This is a genomic window from Marinomonas fungiae, from assembly GCF_001418205.1.
Taxonomy (GTDB): Bacteria; Pseudomonadota; Gammaproteobacteria; order Pseudomonadales; family Marinomonadaceae; genus Marinomonas; species Marinomonas fungiae.
In genome coordinates this window covers 203,511-220,599 of record NZ_LIQF01000004.1, presented here as the reverse complement: position 1 = coordinate 220,599, position 17,089 = coordinate 203,511, and the positions used below count along the sequence as shown (strand labels likewise).

Genomic DNA, 17,089 nt, shown 5'->3' with positions numbered 1-17,089 from the left:
CTTTTCACTGAAATATACTCGGCAAAGCTAACGTTAAGGACGGAAAGCAAATAACAAAGATTTGAGCAAACACAGCTACCAATACAAACGGCCAAATACTTTTGAACATTTCAGTAATAGGCAATTTACTCACCGCTGCGGCTACAAATACACATGCACCCATTGGAGGGGTTATCAATGCAATAGTTATATTAACAGTGATGACAACCCCTAGATGAATAGGATCAATACCCGAGGCCATCGCTACTGGAAAGAACACCGGAGTGAGCAACATAAGTGCTGAGACCTCTTCCATCAGCATCCCGATGAAAAATGTGATCAAACTCAAAATCAGCAAAACTAAGGTTGGGTTTTCTTGAAACGGCGCTAAATAGGCCACTAGCTGATTTGGAAGTTGAGCATAGGCCAATAACCAACTTACCACGGCGGATGCGGCGATAATGACAAAGATTGAGCTGCTGAGTAAGGCCGTATCGACCAATGCATCTTTTAATTTCTGCCAATCCAATGTGCGATTTAAAAGTCCTAAGAGCAATGCATAGGCAACGATTAGTGCGCCTGATTCGGTAGGTGTAACAAAACCAAAAACGATACTGGCCACAATAATAAAGGAGGCAATCAGTGCTGGGGCAGAAAACCAAAGAGCAACCAAAATACCTTTGAGCGTGGATCGTTGTGTTTGGCTTTGTATACCTGCTTTACGCACATATATATAGTTCATGATGATGAACGCGCCCCCTAAAATCAGTCCAGGAATGACCCCAGCTAAAAATAGATCTCCCACCGAGGTATTCGTTAGGGACGCGTATAAGATCATAAAGATGCTCGGGGGGATGATCGGTCCAATAAGCGAGCTAGCCGCCGTCAACCCCGCCGCATAACTAGTACTGTAGCCTTCTTTTTTCATCGCAGGAACTAACAACGAGCCTAGTGCAGACGTGTCTGCGACCGCCGAACCATTGACGCCCGCAAAAAATACACTGGAGACAACATTGACATAGCCTAAGCCCCCTCTTAAGTGTCCCACCAGAGAGTTTGCTAAGCGAATCAATTGCGAGGTCAAGCCGGATGAATTCATCAGGTTACCAGCAAAAATGAACAGTGGAATCGCCATCAGGGCAAAGGCGTTAATTCCGCCAAAAAACTGCTGCGGCAACATACGAAATGCCAAGGAAAAATCTACAAAATAGAACCCCACCATGGCCGCTAGCAATAAGCAAATAAACAATGGTACGCCCAAAATAAGATTTACAAGAAAGGTGCCGATCAGAGCAATTAGCATACTTCCTCCCTATTTAAAGGCTTTTTAAATGGGCCTTTTAAAAGTGCCATTAAAAACAAGGTCATAAATCCTACCGGTAAAGACATCAGCGGTATGGATTTACTAACACTCAAGCCCATGCTGGTAAACTTACTTAACGATAAAGCGTAGCGAAAGCTGATATAAGCGAAAAAGAGTGCTACACCTGCGATCGCAAGCCACTGATAAAATTCGATGAAACGCCGCGCGGTCTGAGATACCGTTTGCTCAAGATAGGACACGCGCATGTGACGACCCTCTACATAAGAACAAGACATCGCTAACATCACACTAGCAACAATGGCGTAACGCGATAGCTCATCCGACCAAATAGGAGAATGATTGAGCACATATCTCGTGAAGACACTGTAAATGATGACAAGCACATTGAGCGCTAAAATCCCCGAGGACAACCATCGCAAGAAACGATAAAGTCCCTGATAGAATGACTTAAACATATTTTTTACCTTTAAAAAAAGGCGCTCGTAAGCGCCTTGATACAAGCTTTACTGTTCAACACCTGCATCTTTAAAGGCAAGATCTATCCACTTCTGATCAATCCCTTCCTCATCTAACCACTTCAAGTAAGAAGGCTGCCCAATTTCTTGGAATGCTTGTAGCTCGGCATTAGTTGGGCGATAAACTTCCATACCATTGTCTTCAAGATAGGCAATACGCTCTTCGACCTGACTTTGAACGGCCTTACGGTTTATTGCATTGGCTTCCTTTACCGCTTCTTCTAATGCTTTACGCTCATCGCTAGAAAGCGATTCCAGTAGCTCATCATTTGCCACTAAGAACTGATCAGAGTACTGGACATTCGCTAGCGTAGCGTACTTCTGAACTTCGTATAAACTGCCTAAAATAATGTACATCGGCGGGTTCATTTGCCCATCGGCCACGCCTGTTTTCAGCGACAAATACACTTCCGTCCAAGGAATCGGCGTGCCAGACGCACCAAATGCTTCATATAAAGCTACTTGGCTCTTATCCATTGCACGGAAGCGTAGACCGTCAAAGTCTTTAGGGGATTTAATTGGCCTTTCATCATTAGTAAACGCTAGGAACCCGCCTTCTTCTATCACGGCTAAAAGATGACCTCCTGTGCGCTCATAAAAGGCTTGTTGCGCCTCTTTCCAATACTCACCTTCATCGAAAAAGGTGCGCGCATGATCAAAGTCTGAAAATAAAAAAGGGATTGAACTGACAAAAATCTCAGGAAAAAGTGGAGAAATACCGCCAAATGAGGCGATATTTAAACTTGGAGTATTCAGCACTTGTTCCATACGCTCTTCTTCGCCACCCAACATACTATTTGGATAGAGCTTAAGCTCTAGCTCGCCATCAGTCTTTTTATCCACCAATTGCTGTAGATTTTTAGCAAATAAATGTACGGCATTTTTGTCCGCATCAGGAGCACCGTTGTAGCTCAAATTAATTGTTTGTGCCTGTATAGCGGCAGATAATGTCGTCAGTGCCAGTCCTACTGCGAAGGTTTTTAACAGCGATTTGGCTGAAATAGTAGATAACATTTTCATCATTGTTCCTTTTGTGAGTGTTATTGCGGTATGTGATCTGTAGAAATAATTATTAGGCGTCACACTATGAAACTTAGACTTGATGTGTTGACACCACAATAGACAAAGCGTTGATTTTTAGTCAACAAGCTTACTTATCACGCATTTAAGAAATTCATGGTTTCTGATAAATGCTTCAATAGGGCCTGCGCGGCCAGTGTTAGCTCGCGACCTTCTAAGCTCAATACTCTGACTTTCGCTTGCTCAAAAATGGGATTGTTTAACGAAACCACTTCAATTTTTTGGGTCGCGATCTCATCGTAAACGGTTTGCAATGGCATGAAGGTAATGCCCAACCCCGATACAACAAAATTTTTCAGCGCAGCGACCGAATTAGTTCTTAATCTAGGAGTGAATTTTTGGTGATTTATCTCTTCATAAAGGGTCACCAAGCGGCCCATTCCAGCCGATTTCTCAATCAATGCAATCGGGTACTGATCAAGTTTTTCAAAGGTGACTGGTCCTGCTTCTTTAGACAATTCATGCCCATAAGGGACAATCAACTCTAATGGATGAGTAGTTTCTAAATGACAATGAAGCTTAGGATGATTAGCCGATGCATACGTTAGCGCAAAATCAATATGCTCCTCTTGTAACAACTGCACGGCATCTTGAGCCCCTGCCATTTCTACGGTCAATTGGATATTTTCGTGCAACGCCAAAAAAGACTGTAATGAAGAAGAAATCAAATCTCCTAATATACCTTCGCCGACTGCAATTCTGACCTCGCCAGAGCGTAGATTTAATAAATCATCAATACGTGAAAGAGTAGCTTGTTCGCTGGACGTCATTTTACGGTAATACTGTAGAAGCTCCTCTCCTGCCGGCATAATCGGATTTTTAGGATTAGTTCGATCCCAAACGGGTAACGTTAACGCTGCTTCGAGCTGGGTGATCTGGCGGCTCACAGCAGAAGGATCAACATTAAGACGAGCCGCCGCTTTTCTCAACGTTTTATAGCGTGCTATCGCATTGAGATACTCAAGCGTTCTTGGTGGCAGTTTATGCATTAAAAGAAATCTCCGAATTTTATTCGCTTAAGGACTCTGTGGAACTAGGATTCCTATAATAGGAGAAACCAGCAAATTTAGAGCCTAATAAATAACGGCCAATATATAGTAGAGTGCTAGCAACAAACGCACGATATAAAGAAATCCCGGTTACAACGAGAACAGAGCGTATGCTGCATGGGTGCTGCTAAGACTAAGGAAGCCCATCTGATTTGCTGTTAGCATATCGATAACTCTAATTGGATTCGAATATCGATTATGCCTTCTGACCAAGTAAGCCCCTTTGAGAAATGCGCAACAGGCATTAAACGTAAAGAACTCGCCGAGCGCTTTACTCAATACCTCAACACACGAGATACCGAAGAACACGCATTTCCTGTCAACCTAAATGGCGCTTGGGGCACAGGGAAGACCTTCTTTGTGAATAACTGGAAGCTGCTGGTTAAAGATCAAGGCCATATCGGTATCAAGATCGATGCATGGGAATCAGACTATCTGGATGACCCGCTGACGATCATAATTGCGGAGATCATAGAGCAACTGAAAGGACGATGTAACGACCTTCAATTTCATGAGCAGGAAAAGAAAGTAGCTAATGCTCTCGTCCAGTTAAAAAGCGCCCTTCCAGCTATTGCGAAAGCTTTAATCGGTATATTTCTCGGCAAAGATGCCGCAGATAGCATCGGCAGTATAGTTGAAGCTATCGCTAAAACCGGTATTGAACACCAAAAGTATGAGCCTGACTTAAATATGGGTGAGCTAGGTCTTGAAGCTACGAGAGCTCATATACGACACAAGCAATTCATCAAAGATTTCAAAGATGAAGTTGGTAAGCTAGTCGATATCGCACAGCCAAATAAAACGGATAAAAAAGTCTTTGTTTTTATTGATGAACTTGACCGTTGCCGCCCGACATACGCCATCGAGATGTTAGAAACAGTTAAGCATCTCTTTGATATACCGAACTTTGTGTTTGTTTTCTCAACCGATACCAAACAGCTTCAGCATTCCATCAAAGCCGTCTATGGCCAAGATTTCGACTCACATGAGTATTTAAGTCGATTTTTCGAGCAAAGACTGACACTGCCTGAGCCGGATTTTTTTGAGTTCCTAACCGCTGAGAAGATGTTTGATTCCAAGGAGTTCAAACCACTGCCAACTCTACCTGAGATTAAGACGCCTGAAGAACTAAGAGCTGCGGTTGCTCTAGTCTGTCAAATGAACCAAGCCCAGCTTTCACTTAGACGTGCGAAGCAGATATGCATGCATATTGAAGTAACTCTCCAAAGTGAGGTCTTACAAAGAAGCTACTACTCAGTATTCCATCTTATTGGTCTTATTATCGGAAGGGCTTTATATCATGACAGACAAGATATAGAAGATTCCACTCCACTTCAAAAGTGCCAACTTGCAATAAAAGAACAAACGCAAAGAAGCAAAATCGAGATATTGAAAGTAATTGCTTTCTTAAAAGGAACAGTAAATTCTCGACCAGGCTCACCAGTTAAACTCACAGAGCTTATAAACCAATACGATTCAGCATTGGGCTATATAAAAAAAGGGCATCTAGCCAGTCAATTCAGAATTGACTGCAATGACACGCATACCCCTCAACTAGATGCTGTAAAAAAGTTAAAACTACAACCTATAGCCATTAAGGAAAGGGCTTACAGAATTGATCATGAACAGAAAAATAATATTCTCAGTACCGAGCAATTATTTGAAGTTATCGAGAGCCTAGACGCCATTTTTATAGAGGAATAGCGTCAGAGGGGGCACAAAGGCGGTGCCATTGTCGAAGCCGTAGGGGAAGGTGTGACCAGTGTTAAACCTGGCGATCACGTGATCCAACTTTACATTCCAGAGTGTGGCAAATGTAAATACTGCTTATCTGGCAAAACCAACCTGTGTCAGGCGGTTCGTGAAACCCAAGGCCGCGGCCTGATTAGCCAAAGGGGTCAGATCCCTGCTCTACTAATCAGCCCACGAGAGTTGGATTGGCAGCAAAATTAACTCTAAATTCCCGGTTTGTTCTCTAACTACTTTGAACTACTGTCTATACCCTAGCACTGGCAATCGCTGGTGCTTTTTGCAATAACGTTTTGTCGTTAATAGCCGCCACCATAAATTTAGCAAAATCCATACGGCGCAGACGGTTGTGCTGAATTCGAGCATCCCCCACATGTTCCGCCCAAATAGGCATCCCTTCACTCTCACCTTCTTCCAAATCACTTGCTCGTACCAAGGTCCATCGTCGGCCTGACTCAAAAATCCTGCGCGCCGCTCGTTCTTGATCACGGATATCGGCGATTCGCAGACAGCGGGCTACCGCTCCAAATACTCTGACAAAACAACGTAAACTAAGTGGGTACTTATCTAATCCATCGCGGCTGATATGCCAACCCGATGAGAAAATCAAACGCGCACTCTCTGGAGCTCCCTTCAACACCGCTTCAACCGTGTTTGTTGCATAGCCTTTCATCCCCCAACACACCATCACCGTCAGTACCACGTCTACATCCTCCAACACTTTAGCCAGTATCTCTTGGTCGTCGCTGTAGCTCGGAATAATGTCGATAATCTCTTCCCATAACCATAACTTGGCAATACTCTGGGGCCGACAAATAGCCGTTACCCGATAACCTTGCTGTAGTGATTCTTCGATCAAGTAGCGCCCAAGCTTCCCCGAGGCTCCAACGATTGCGATATGCTTCTTGGAACGATTAGATCGTTCACCATGGGAAGACGCGGTCATATTCAACTCCTATAATTTTGTATAGGGGCAGTGTAAATTAGCTTAGAAGCCTTAAAAAACCTCCATTCATCTAGATCGGGTATACATATTTGTATGGCTATTCCTTATGAACAACTCGATTGGAATGCTCTTAAAGCATTTCTCATTGCGGCACGAGAAGGCTCTTTCTCGAAAGCAGCAAACCAGCTTGGCGTGACGCAACCAACCCTTAGCCGACAAATTTTTAACCTAGAGTCAGAACTTAATGTCACCCTTTTTGAGCGTTTGAGCACAGGGCTAAAACTCACGGATGCGGGCAGCCGATTACTGGACTTTGTCGCGCCAATGGCCCCCACTGCACAGAACTTTAGCCTTGCTGTTGCAGGGTTAACAGAGTCTCTCGAAGGGGAAGTAAGCCTATCGGTCAGCGAGATAGATGCCTTATTTCGTCTACCTGAATTGATTGAGTTCATTCATCAGCAAGCTCCCAGCATTCAATTAACAATTCATGTGAGCAATAAAGCGAGTAATCTCAAACAACGCGATGCTGATATCGCCCTACGCAGCTTCCGCCCCAGTGAACCAGACTTAATTGCCAAAAAGCTAACCGATGAACCGATTTGGTTTTATGGCACACCCAACTACTTAGCAAAATACGGCCACCCAACTCAGCGCGAACAGATTCAAACCATGCAAATCATTGGCTTTGAAAGAAAGCTGACGCTTATTAATCATCTCAATTCGCTGGAGTGGCCTGTCGCTGAATCCAACTTTAATTTGGTCACCTCATTTCAAGGGCTGCAATGGGAGCTGGTAAAACGCGGATTAGCATTGGGCTTTTTCCCCCAAGCCATTGGCGACCAAGAACCCTCTCTCACAAAAGCATTTTTCCCTCTTGGCCCCGTGATGGTATTGCCGTTATGGCTAGTGACACACAGAGAACTGCGTACCAGCCCCCGTATCAACAGGGTATTTCAGCTAATTAGCGAGTGGTTTATAAAAAAGCAGTCATAGCGGCACAGTGGAAGCTATTTCAAATCCAGAGCTTAAAATGATATGCCCCATATACATTACTAAATGTACGTGCTGACGCTTAGAGAAGAAGAGCAACTACGTTAGTCTAAAAAGGCCAATTTGGTCGATCAGCCCTTTTAAACACGCGGCTGTTAGCTCAATACATGATCAATCGGTTTCATCGCTGGTGGCAGTTCTGTGTGACCCAAGGCGCGGTACGCATCACGCTCAATGACTCGTACCATCGCATTGGTCGGCAGGTCGTTGACTTCGTTACCAAACGGGTCTTCCAGCTCGTTACCAATTGCGTCTAAGCCAAAGAAGGTGTAGCTCACCACCATAGTGATAAACGGCGCTAACCAGCCCAGTGGCTGGGCCATGGCAAACGGCAATAATAAGCAGAAGATAAACGTGGTGCGGTGCAGCAGCAACGTGTAAGGAAACGGCAACGGGGTATTTTTAATACGCTCACAGTTGGCATGCGCTTCAGACATGCTCCACAGGCGCTTTTCCAATTCCAAATAACGCAACTCCGTAATTGCTCCCTCAGCGTGCAGCGCTGCAAAGCGCTTGGCGATGGCGTTGAGGATGGTATCAGACAGATTATCGACGTATTCAAAGTCTTTGTTGGCAATCCAAGGTTTGGCAGCTTCCCATTCATCTTGACGGCGTAAGTGGGCGTTCATCGCGTGGGCAAAACCGCAAATCAGCATCATGATTTCTTCGCGCAGTGGATGGCCCTCTATGCTGACCGTTTCTCGACCAATCGCACGGGTTTCAATCACGATCAGCCCCCACATTTTACGACCTTCCCACCAACGCTCGTAACAGGAGCTATTGCGAAAGCTCATAAAGATCGACAAAGACAAACCCAACAATGTCAGCGGCGTCGCGCTCACATTGATAAACAAATCAGGATAAGACTTCTCAAAAAAGACAATGACCACCGCTAACAAGGTAATCATCAAGATACGCGGGGCAATGCGGATCAAGATAGAGCCCTTTAGCGTGGTCAGCACCACCATCCAATTGTGATTTGGATAAACAACCATACAACTTACCTACATCTATAAAAACATCGAAAATCATAATTGTTGCTGCGAAAAACACAGAAAATCATCCCATCTAGCGGTGCAACAGCATCACCCTAGAGACTTTCAATTTTGTTTTTATTGATGCTAGTAACTAGCTGTGAAAGGTTGCTTTTTATAATACAAAAATGGCGTTAAAGACATGCCTAAAAGCGCGGAGTTGTTGCACCAGCCAATGAGGCCAGACTTCTTTTAGGAAGGGCCGCCAAAAAAGGTTATCAACACTGGCTATTTTATTCATATAGCTGTTTGCTATGCTCAACGTATTGTTTATTTTAAGCACCCTACCCCCTAGGGGATATAGCGCTTAGACGACGCGTTCAGTTACCGTATCTTCATAGTAACGCCTAGGCTTTTTTAGATAAGATGACTCGGCAAGTTAGAAGGAACCCACTATGAAAACCTATCAAGATTGGCAAGCCCTTCGTGAGACGCTGAACTTACGCTCGGACGCCTACATTAATGGTCAGTTCACTCCGGCAAAAAACGGTGCAACCTTTGCTTGTATCAATCCAACCGATGAATCCCTATTGGCAAATGTGGCCAGCTGCGATGAAGCCGATGTGGATTATGCCGTGGAAGTCGCACAGCATGCCTTCCGCAGTGGCGTCTGGTCAGAGATGGCACCCGGTCAGCGCAAGCGTATTCTACAGAAATGGGCAGATTTGCTGGCGCAGCATTTTGATGAACTCGCATTGACCGATACCCTTGATATGGGCAAATCCATCTCTGAGATGGTCAATATCGACATTCCCGACTCCATTGATTGTTTGCGTTGGTCAGCAGAATGCATCGATAAACTGTACGGTGAAATTGCACCAACCAACCCACAAAATCTAGCCTTGATCAGCCGTGAACCGCTCGGTGTGGTGGCCATTATTACGCCTTGGAATTATCCGCTGATGATGGTGATGTGGAAGATTGCCCCAGCGTTGGCGGCAGGCAACTGCGTGATTTTAAAACCGTCAGAAAAATCGCCTTTAAGCGCATTACGCATTGCCGAATTGGCCACCCAAGCCGGTGTGCCTGATGGTGTGTTTAACGTCTTACCGGGCTTCGGTCATACCGCAGGTAAAGCACTGGCACTGCATCACGGTGTTGGCACATTAGCCTTTACTGGCTCCAGTCGTGTGGCGGGGATGCTGATGCAATATGCGGGGCAGTCGAATATGAAACGAGTCTGGCTTGAAGCTGGAGGCAAATCCCCTTGTATCGTGTTTGACGATTGTAAAGACATCCAAGCAGCCGCCCAAGGCGCTGCGGTGGCCATTTTTACCAACCAAGGGGAAGTCTGTATCGCCTGCTCGCGCTTGTATGTGCACAACAGCATCAAAGACGAGTTCCTGAAACACTTGCTCGACGCGGCGCGTCAGTATGTGCCGGGGGATCCGCTTGACCCAGCGACGAAAATGGGGCCTTTGGTGGACAAAGCACAGTTTGAACGTGTGACAGAGTTTATCGAAAGTGCCATCGCTGACGGTGCAACCTTGGAACTGGGCGGCGTACCGAATTACAGTGAAGGTCAAGGCTTCTTTGCGGCACCAACCATTTTCTCTGACGCCAGCCATGAGATGGAATTTGTCCGAGAAGAAATCTTCGGCCCAGTGCTTGCCATGATGACTTTTGAAACGGAAGAAGAAGCGATCATGCTGGCAAATGATTCGAAATATGGTCTAGGTGCGTCGATCTGGACAGCTGATCTGTCCCGTGCCCACCGTGTCAGCCGTAAACTAGAGTCCGGCATGGTATGGGTCAATACTTGGGGCGATGGCGACACGACCGTGCCCTTTGGCGGTGTTAAAGCCTCTGGTAATGGCCGTGATAAATCGTGGCACGCACTGGAGAAATACACCGAAGTTAAAAATACCTGGATTCGTTTATAAGCCACCCTTTCCAGCCTCTCCTTAATAAAGGGGAGGCCTTCAGTCTTTTCGTTGGAGGTGCTCTATGTCATCACCCACTCATGTGAATTCTTACTACGCGGCGTCGGCCAATGATAAAGCGCTGCGCCCGACGCTCAGCGGCGAACATCGCTGCGATGTCTGCGTCGTCGGTGCGGGGTTTACCGGTATTTCGACGGCGTTGAGTTTGGCAGAGAAAGGTAAAAAGGTCATTGTGCTGGAAGGTTCGCGAATTGGCTTTGGTGCTTCCGGACGCAACGGCGGACAAATCGTTAACAGCTTTAACCGCGACATTGACTACATTTTCAAAAATTACGGCGACGACATAGGCCATAAAATGGCCAAAATGGCCTTTGCAGGCTCAGAATTGATTCGTCAGCGCATCGAAAAATACCAGATTGATTGCGATTTGAAGCACGGCAATGTGTTTGCCGCTTGCAACGAAAAGCAGTTTGCCGAGTTAAAAGCCAAGAAACACCTTTGGGAAAGCCACGGTCACAACGAGTTAGAACTGCTCGATGCAAATAGTATCCAAGCGCATATCGGCTCAGAACGTTATGTGGGTGGATTGCTGGATCGTAAAGGCGGGCATATTCAACCGTTAAACTTGGTATTAGGCCAAGCGAATGCCTTCGAAGCCCTCGGGGGAATGATTTTTGAAGATTCCAAAGTGGTTCGCTTGGAGCATGGTATTCCTGGAAAAGTTATTACGGAACAAGGTGTTGTCGTAGCAGACAAAATCGTTGTCGCTGGTAATGCTTATGTCTTTGGCTTATTGCCAGAGGTAGAGAAGAAAGCCATGCCATGTGGCACGCAAGTGATTGCAACGGAGCCACTTCCAGAAGACCTACAAAAACAACTGTTACCAACCGATCGTTGCGTAGAAGACTGTAACTATTTATTAGATTATTACCGCCTGTCTGGTGACGGTCGTTTGATCTATGGCGGCGGCACCACCTATGGCGCCAGAGATCCTGGCAAAATTGAATCCATCATTGCGCCCAAGATGCTCACCACCTTCCCATATCTAAAAGACGTGAAAATCGACTACGCTTGGACAGGGAACTTCCTACTGACGATGATGCGAATGCCGCAAGTGGGTATTATCGGCACAAATCTTTACTATGCCCAAGGTTACTCAGGCCATGGGGTGACCAACTCTCATCTGATGGGAGAAATCCTAGCGGATGCAATGGAGGGCGACACTGAACGCTTTGATGTGTTCGCCAGCATGCCGCAGTATCCGTTCCCCGGCGGTCGCATGTTCCGAGTACCCTACACCGCGCTTGGCGCAGCCTATTACAACCTGCGTGATAAGTTGGGGATTTAAGGCGGCGATACGTTAAGCAAGCGGCTCAATTTCTGTTTTGCTAATGACACCTGTATCCGCCAATTGCAGTAGTAGCGCATGAGTTTTGTCCCGTAGCGTATCTCTTAACAAGCGCATGCTGGGGGTGATGATTTGACGACTGGGACAGATCAACCACAGTTCGCCAGTGGCAACACGATAATCCGGCATGAGCGCTATGAGCCGTCCCGACAGTAAGTCTTCCGCTATGTCGAGCGCCGATTTAACCGCCAGTCCCCTGCCCGATACACACCAGCGGCGAACCATTTCACCATCGTTTGCCGCGCGGTTGGCTGTGGGCCTAATCTTGAACGTGCGTTGCTCCCCTTGGAACAGCCAAACATCGTTTAAAATACCGCCTAATTGATAAAACAAAGCATTGTGTTGCAAGACATCGTTGGGATGTTGGGGAGCAGGATGTTGCTTAAGGTACTCAGGGCTGGCGCATAACAGTCGTGGCACATTGCAGATTTTGAAGCCGTACAGATTGCTGTCGGTTGGCTCACCATAGCGTAAGGCCATGTCCATTGCGTCTCGGTAAAAGTCGATGTTGCTGTCGCTTAGGTGCATTCTAAGGGTGATGTCAGGATGTTCTGCCATAAAGGCATCGAGCCAAGGGGCGATGACGTTACGCCCTAGGTCGGAAGACACTGCAATGCGCATTTCTCCTGAGATGGTTTCATTGTCTGTGGTGACGGCTTGTTTGGCGTGTTGCCATTGTTCTAAGGATTGAGCACATAATGGCAAAAAGCGCTCGCCAGCACTGGAGACGCGTAGTTGTCGAGTTGAGCGGATGAACAGCTCAGCCCCAAGAGCTGCTTCAACACGCTTTAACGCAGCACTGGCGGTCGCTGATTGCATATCCAAATGGGTGGCCGCGGCGGAGATGCTCCCCAGCTCTGATATTTTCAGAACCACTTCCAAATCTTCAATTTGCACAGACTTTTACCTATCCAATAGATTGTGAATGCAATGTTTATTATCAAATATTTTTTGATAATGATTCAATCTAAAGCGTGTTTTTCTCTCTTATTCAGGGCGCTAGTATCTCGGTTATTCCAAAGCCCTCAGGGCTGGTTACTGATTATGAGGATACATGATGTCGCACACTATTATTGAAGACTTAAGCAAACGCTACACCACCAAACACTACGATGCGAGCAAGCGAATCCCAGCGGCAGAGCTGGAGGTAATTTATGAAGCCTTGCGCTTGTCTGCTTCGTCGATTAACTCTCAGCCATGGAAGTTCGTGGTGATCGAGAGCGAGGAAGCCAAACAGCGTTTTCATGACACCTTTGCGAATAAGTTTCAGTTTAACCAGAAACATGCCAAAGCAGCGTCGCATATCATCTTGTTTGCCCACAAAACACACTACAACCGTGATGATTACGCAAAAGTGATCGATCAAGATATTGCCCAAGGGCGAACGCCAGCGGAACAGCGAGAGCAAGCATTTGGTGCGTTTGCGTTTGCTGAGTTAAACACCAATGAGCAAGGTAACACGGCGGCATGGACGAAAGCTCAAACCTATTTGGCATTAGGAAATACGATGCATACCCTAGCGCGTCTAGGCATTGATTCAACGCCGATGGAAGGTGTTGACCCTGAGCTAATTGGCGAGTTGTTTGCAGAGGAATTAGCTGGCTATCAGTGCGATGTGGCGTTAGCGATGGGCTATCGTGATGACTCGGCTGATTACAATGCGCCATTGCCTAAGTCGCGCTTGAGCCGCGAACAGGTGATTACCGTTCTATAAGCGTTTCGTTAGGGTAAGTGTACGGACAGAGCAGCTAAATGGGTTCTCTGTCGAGTGCATCCAAGTGGCTGAGGAATAATGTAAAAATCTCAGATTGAGACGAGGTGTTGAGCTTGGCATGAATGTTCTTGCGATGCACCTTGACCGTCCCTGAACTGATGCCAAGCGCGGCACCGATGGATTTCGATGAGTGCCCTTTTAATAACAAGCCAAGCACCTCCTGCTCGCGATCGGTAAGTACCCCTTGCGCAAAAGACTGTAGCGCATGTTGCATGGGTGTGGATGCGGACGCATGAGCCGTAAAGTCGCCAGCTTGCAGCCACCAGAACTGTTGCACCAAGGCTTCGATCATTGGAAACGCCAATTTCAGCCGATTCAATTCACCACGCTGAATGTCCCCAACACACTCCTTACGGCCTAGAGAGATGGCACAAGTTGTGCATTTATCTAACTCAATGATTAGGTTGATTTCATCCTGTAAACCAAACTCCTGATAGCAAGACTGAAAGTACTCAGTGTCATGGAAGGAGTCGGGGGCCATCTCCGCCAAGCGATACACCCCTGACGCAATACCCTGATGAATGGCATTAAACAGTGGATCTAGCAAATAGGCCTGATGCAAATAGAAACGCAACGTCGCGCTTTGCTCAGCGGGATCTCTAGGATGGAGCAACAGCGGCCGTAGCGTCTTCTTATAGGCCACCATAATCAGAGTGTCGAAATAACACAGCTTGCTTAGTACTCGCTCTAGCACCACAGGGAAATTCGGCAAACGAATATGGCTCGCTAACAGGCTCAAATCCTTAATTAGCTCAACGCCGTCTACTTGCCCTATCTGTGTTCGCGGTTGCATGACGTGTTCCCATTTACAGAGATAAATTTGATCGACTTTTGAATTCGACAGGAGTAAAACTAAAATCAATAAACCGAATAATAGTTCGGATTAAATGGAAAAGTGAATGTTTTAATGTGCTTCAAGTCGACGGCCTTTCCAAGAAGAAAAATTGAAAAAAGTCATTAAAACAAGGCATCAAGAATTCCGCTGACGCCAGTCAGTACTGATTTTGCGTATAACTCGAATAAAAGCTCGGCTTTTATGTTCAATGACAATGAACCACGAGTCTTCGCAAATGTAGTGAGAGTAACGTGTATGTCAGATATTAACTTTATCGAAGATCATGAGTTTGACCTGTTTATCACAGATCTAAACGGTAACTTGCGCGGCAAGCGCATCCCTGCCAGTGGCTTAAAAGGCGTGATGGCGAATGGCGTTAAGCTGCCTCAGTCTGTGATCGGCTTCGATCACTGGGGCGATGACGTACTGGACAATGGCTTGGTATTTGAAACCGGCGACAGCGACGGCATTTGTCTACCTGTGCATCCAAAGCCTATTCCCGTGCCATGGGCGGAGTCGGCTCGAGATCAGATTCTAGCCATGATGTACAACCCTGATGGCTCACCTTTCTTTCCTGACCCACGCCAAATTCTGACGCGCATTGTTGAGCGTTACAAAGAGCTAGGTTACACCCCTGTGGTGGCGACCGAACTGGAATTTTACCTACTGGACGGTGAATCCGAAGCCAAGCGTCGTCCTTCTCCACCAGTGATTGTCGATGGTAACGGCTGTCGCCTAAGTAAGACAGACTGCTACTCAATTGAAGAAATGGACGGCCTTGAAGGCTTCTTTGCCGAAGTGCGCCGCGACTGTGAAATCCAAGGCATTCCCGCCGACACCATTATTTCTGAGTTGGGTCCCGGCCAGTTTGAAATCAATATGAAGCACACCAATAACGCCGTGCAAGCCGCCGACCATGCGATCATGTTCAAACGTCTAATCAAAGGCGTGGCGCGCCAGCATAACTTTGGTGCCAGCTTTATGGCGAAGCCCTACGCTGATAAAAGCGGCAATGGTTTCCACGTACATTTCAGCCTGCTGGATGAGCAAGGCAACAACGTGTTTGATGATGGCTCAGAAGAAGGCTCGCGCTTACTGCGCAACGCTGTCGCAGGCATGTTGGCGCACATGTCCGACTCCATGTTGGTGTTTGCACCGCATCTAAACTCTTTTCGCCGATTCCAGTTAGGGGCACACGCACCGACCTACGCTAGCTGGGGCTATGAAAACCGCACCGTAGCAGTTCGTATCCCAGAAAGTGAGCCTGTGGCGCGCCGTATTGAGCACCGTGTGGCAGGCGCTGACGCAAACCCTTATCTCGTGTTGGCAACGGTATTAGGCGCGGCCTTACATGGTATTGAGACCAACATGTTGCCACCTGAAGCCATCGAAGGGGATGCCTATTCCCAATCAGAATTATTTGAAGCGCTACCAAACCGTTGGGAATTAGCCAGCGAGACCTTCCGCGATAGCCCATTTATGCGGGAATATTTAGGCGAAGAGTTTGTGCGCGTCTACGCGGCGGCCAAAGACCAAGAACAGCAAAAGATCTACGGTCGAATTTCGAATGTAGAATACGAAGCGTATTTATAGACTTTGCATCGAGGCGAAGAGCAAAAAGGGACGAGGGAGACAAGATGAAAATAGGTATTCTTGCGGCGGGTATTACCCCTGATGCATTACGTGGAGAGTATCCAACCTACGCGGAAATGTTTGCTGAGCAAATCGGCGCTTTGGAACCAGAACTGAGCTTCGTCACGTACGACGTACGCCTAGATGAGTTTCCCAAAAACTCAGACGAATGCGACGCTTGGTTAATCACCGGCTCCAAGTCCGATGCTTACGCGGACGAACCATGGATTTTAAAGCTGTGTGAACTGATCCGTGAGATCGATGCCAAAGGCCAAGTGCTAGTCGGTATCTGCTTTGGTCACCAAGTCATTGCCCGCGCCCTAGGTGGCCGCGTGGCGAAATACCAAGGTGGCTGGGGTGTGGGTGTGCATCACTATCAAGTCACTGACGACATTGCGGCTTTTCTTGGGCAGCATGACATTGCTTTGTGCGCCTTTCATCAAGACCAAGTGCTTGAAAAACCAGCGAAATTAGAAACCTTCCTGAGCAGCGAGTTCTGCCAGCATGCGGGCCTGATTTATGAGAATAAAATCCTTACCTTCCAAGCCCATCCGGAATTCTCCAAAGCCTACGAGCAAGACCTAATCAACTTGCACGACGGCGGCAACCTCCCCACCGAAGTAGCGCAAACCGCGCGTCAGACCGTTGCCAAAGAAGTGATTCAATCGGATGCCATGATCGCTTGGATAGGGAAATTCCTTCAGGGCAAATAGTTCTGCATTGCCTCCTCTAACCCTGTAAAGCTCCGCCGCATTTTTGTTGGTTGGAGCTTCCATGCAATTCAATTCGCTTGCGCAACGTCTTTGCTTCGTGCCTCAGCTTCGACCTTTT

The 17,089-nt window shown here is 46.9% G+C and carries 15 protein-coding genes and 1 pseudogene; 8 read left to right on the top strand and 8 right to left on the bottom strand.

Annotated elements, in window-relative coordinates:
* Nucleotides 1-4: 4 nt before the first annotated feature.
* The 4 genes from ASC49_RS08000 to ASC49_RS07985 all read right to left on the bottom strand — a co-directional run bounded on the left by ASC49_RS08000 (nt 5) and on the right by ASC49_RS07985 (nt 3,887).
* On the bottom strand, nt 5-1,282 hold the full coding sequence (locus ASC49_RS08000) for a TRAP transporter large permease (protein WP_055462718.1): 1,278 nt from the start codon (nt 1,280-1,282) through the stop codon (nt 5-7).
* The gene (locus ASC49_RS07995; RefSeq protein WP_055462717.1) at nt 1,276-1,758 is read right to left on the bottom strand and encodes a TRAP transporter small permease; all 483 of its coding nucleotides are present in this window, start codon (nt 1,756-1,758) and stop codon (nt 1,276-1,278) included. Before ASC49_RS07995 ends, ASC49_RS08000 begins: the two co-directional genes overlap by 7 nt.
* Nucleotides 1,759-1,806: 48 nt before the next feature.
* Nucleotides 1,807-2,838: a TRAP transporter substrate-binding protein gene (locus ASC49_RS07990; RefSeq protein WP_055462716.1), complete on the bottom strand. Its 1,032-nt coding sequence runs from the start codon at nt 2,836-2,838 to the stop codon at nt 1,807-1,809.
* A 137-nt stretch (nt 2,839-2,975) separates the two neighbouring features.
* Nucleotides 2,976-3,887 carry a LysR family transcriptional regulator gene (locus ASC49_RS07985; RefSeq protein WP_055462715.1) on the bottom strand — a complete coding sequence of 304 codons (912 nt, stop codon included), beginning with the start codon at nt 3,885-3,887 and terminating at the stop codon, nt 2,976-2,978.
* Nucleotides 3,888-4,145: 258 nt separating this feature from the next.
* Here ASC49_RS07985 and ASC49_RS07980 point away from each other — a divergent pair, with 258 nt between their 5' ends.
* Nucleotides 4,146-5,651: a KAP family P-loop NTPase fold protein gene (locus ASC49_RS07980; RefSeq protein WP_055462714.1), complete on the top strand. Its 1,506-nt coding sequence runs from the start codon at nt 4,146-4,148 to the stop codon at nt 5,649-5,651.
* 9 nt (nt 5,652-5,660) lie between these two features.
* Nucleotides 5,661-5,834: pseudogene (locus tag ASC49_RS07975) on the top strand (alcohol dehydrogenase catalytic domain-containing protein); the annotation flags it as partial.
* Nucleotides 5,835-5,943: 109 nt separating this feature from the next.
* On the opposite strand, the gene ASC49_RS07970 reads toward ASC49_RS07975, so the two are convergent.
* Complete coding sequence (locus ASC49_RS07970) at nt 5,944-6,642, bottom strand: NAD(P)-dependent oxidoreductase (RefSeq protein ID WP_055462712.1); 699 nt, start codon at nt 6,640-6,642, stop codon at nt 5,944-5,946.
* 93 nt (nt 6,643-6,735) lie between these two features.
* Between ASC49_RS07970 and ASC49_RS07965 the strand changes: the two genes are divergently transcribed.
* The gene (locus tag ASC49_RS07965; protein WP_055462711.1) at nt 6,736-7,635 is read left to right on the top strand and encodes a LysR family transcriptional regulator; all 900 of its coding nucleotides are present in this window, start codon (nt 6,736-6,738) and stop codon (nt 7,633-7,635) included.
* Nucleotides 7,636-7,787: 152 nt separating this feature from the next.
* Here ASC49_RS07965 and ASC49_RS07960 read toward each other — a convergent pair whose 3' ends face one another.
* Entirely contained in the window at nt 7,788-8,687 is a 900-nt protein-coding gene (locus ASC49_RS07960; RefSeq protein ID WP_055462710.1) for a bestrophin family protein, read from the bottom strand.
* A 434-nt stretch (nt 8,688-9,121) separates the two neighbouring features.
* Between ASC49_RS07960 and ASC49_RS07955 the strand changes: the two genes are divergently transcribed.
* Both ASC49_RS07955 and ASC49_RS07950 read left to right on the top strand, forming a co-directional pair.
* Nucleotides 9,122-10,609: an aldehyde dehydrogenase gene (locus ASC49_RS07955; RefSeq protein ID WP_055462709.1), complete on the top strand. Its 1,488-nt coding sequence runs from the start codon at nt 9,122-9,124 to the stop codon at nt 10,607-10,609.
* Nucleotides 10,610-10,673: 64 nt separating this feature from the next.
* On the top strand, nt 10,674-11,957 hold the full coding sequence (locus ASC49_RS07950; RefSeq protein WP_055462708.1) for an NAD(P)/FAD-dependent oxidoreductase: 1,284 nt from the start codon (nt 10,674-10,676) through the stop codon (nt 11,955-11,957).
* 12 nt (nt 11,958-11,969) lie between these two features.
* On the opposite strand, the gene ASC49_RS07945 is transcribed toward ASC49_RS07950, so the two are convergent.
* The gene (locus tag ASC49_RS07945) at nt 11,970-12,914 is read right to left on the bottom strand and encodes a LysR family transcriptional regulator (RefSeq protein WP_055462707.1); all 945 of its coding nucleotides are present in this window, start codon (nt 12,912-12,914) and stop codon (nt 11,970-11,972) included.
* Between the two features lie 157 nt (nt 12,915-13,071).
* On the opposite strand from ASC49_RS07945, the gene ASC49_RS07940 reads away from it, so the two are divergent.
* Nucleotides 13,072-13,731 carry a nitroreductase family protein gene (locus ASC49_RS07940; protein WP_245624665.1) on the top strand — a complete coding sequence of 220 codons (660 nt, stop codon included), beginning with the start codon at nt 13,072-13,074 and terminating at the stop codon, nt 13,729-13,731.
* Between the two features lie 34 nt (nt 13,732-13,765).
* Here ASC49_RS07940 and ASC49_RS07935 read toward each other — a convergent pair whose 3' ends face one another.
* Nucleotides 13,766-14,584, bottom strand: a complete 819-nt coding sequence (locus tag ASC49_RS07935) for a helix-turn-helix domain-containing protein (RefSeq protein ID WP_055462706.1) — start codon at nt 14,582-14,584, stop codon at nt 13,766-13,768.
* 297 nt (nt 14,585-14,881) lie between these two features.
* Here ASC49_RS07935 and ASC49_RS07930 point away from each other — a divergent pair, with 297 nt between their 5' ends.
* Together ASC49_RS07930 and ASC49_RS07925 are read left to right on the top strand one after the other, a co-directional pair.
* A complete protein-coding gene (locus tag ASC49_RS07930) occupies nt 14,882-16,219 on the top strand; it encodes a glutamine synthetase family protein (protein ID WP_055462705.1) in 1,338 nt (445 codons plus the stop codon).
* A gap of 44 nt (nt 16,220-16,263) precedes the next feature.
* Complete coding sequence (locus tag ASC49_RS07925; RefSeq protein WP_055462704.1) at nt 16,264-16,971, top strand: glutamine amidotransferase-related protein; 708 nt, start codon at nt 16,264-16,266, stop codon at nt 16,969-16,971.
* Nucleotides 16,972-17,089: the final 118 nt, after the last annotated feature.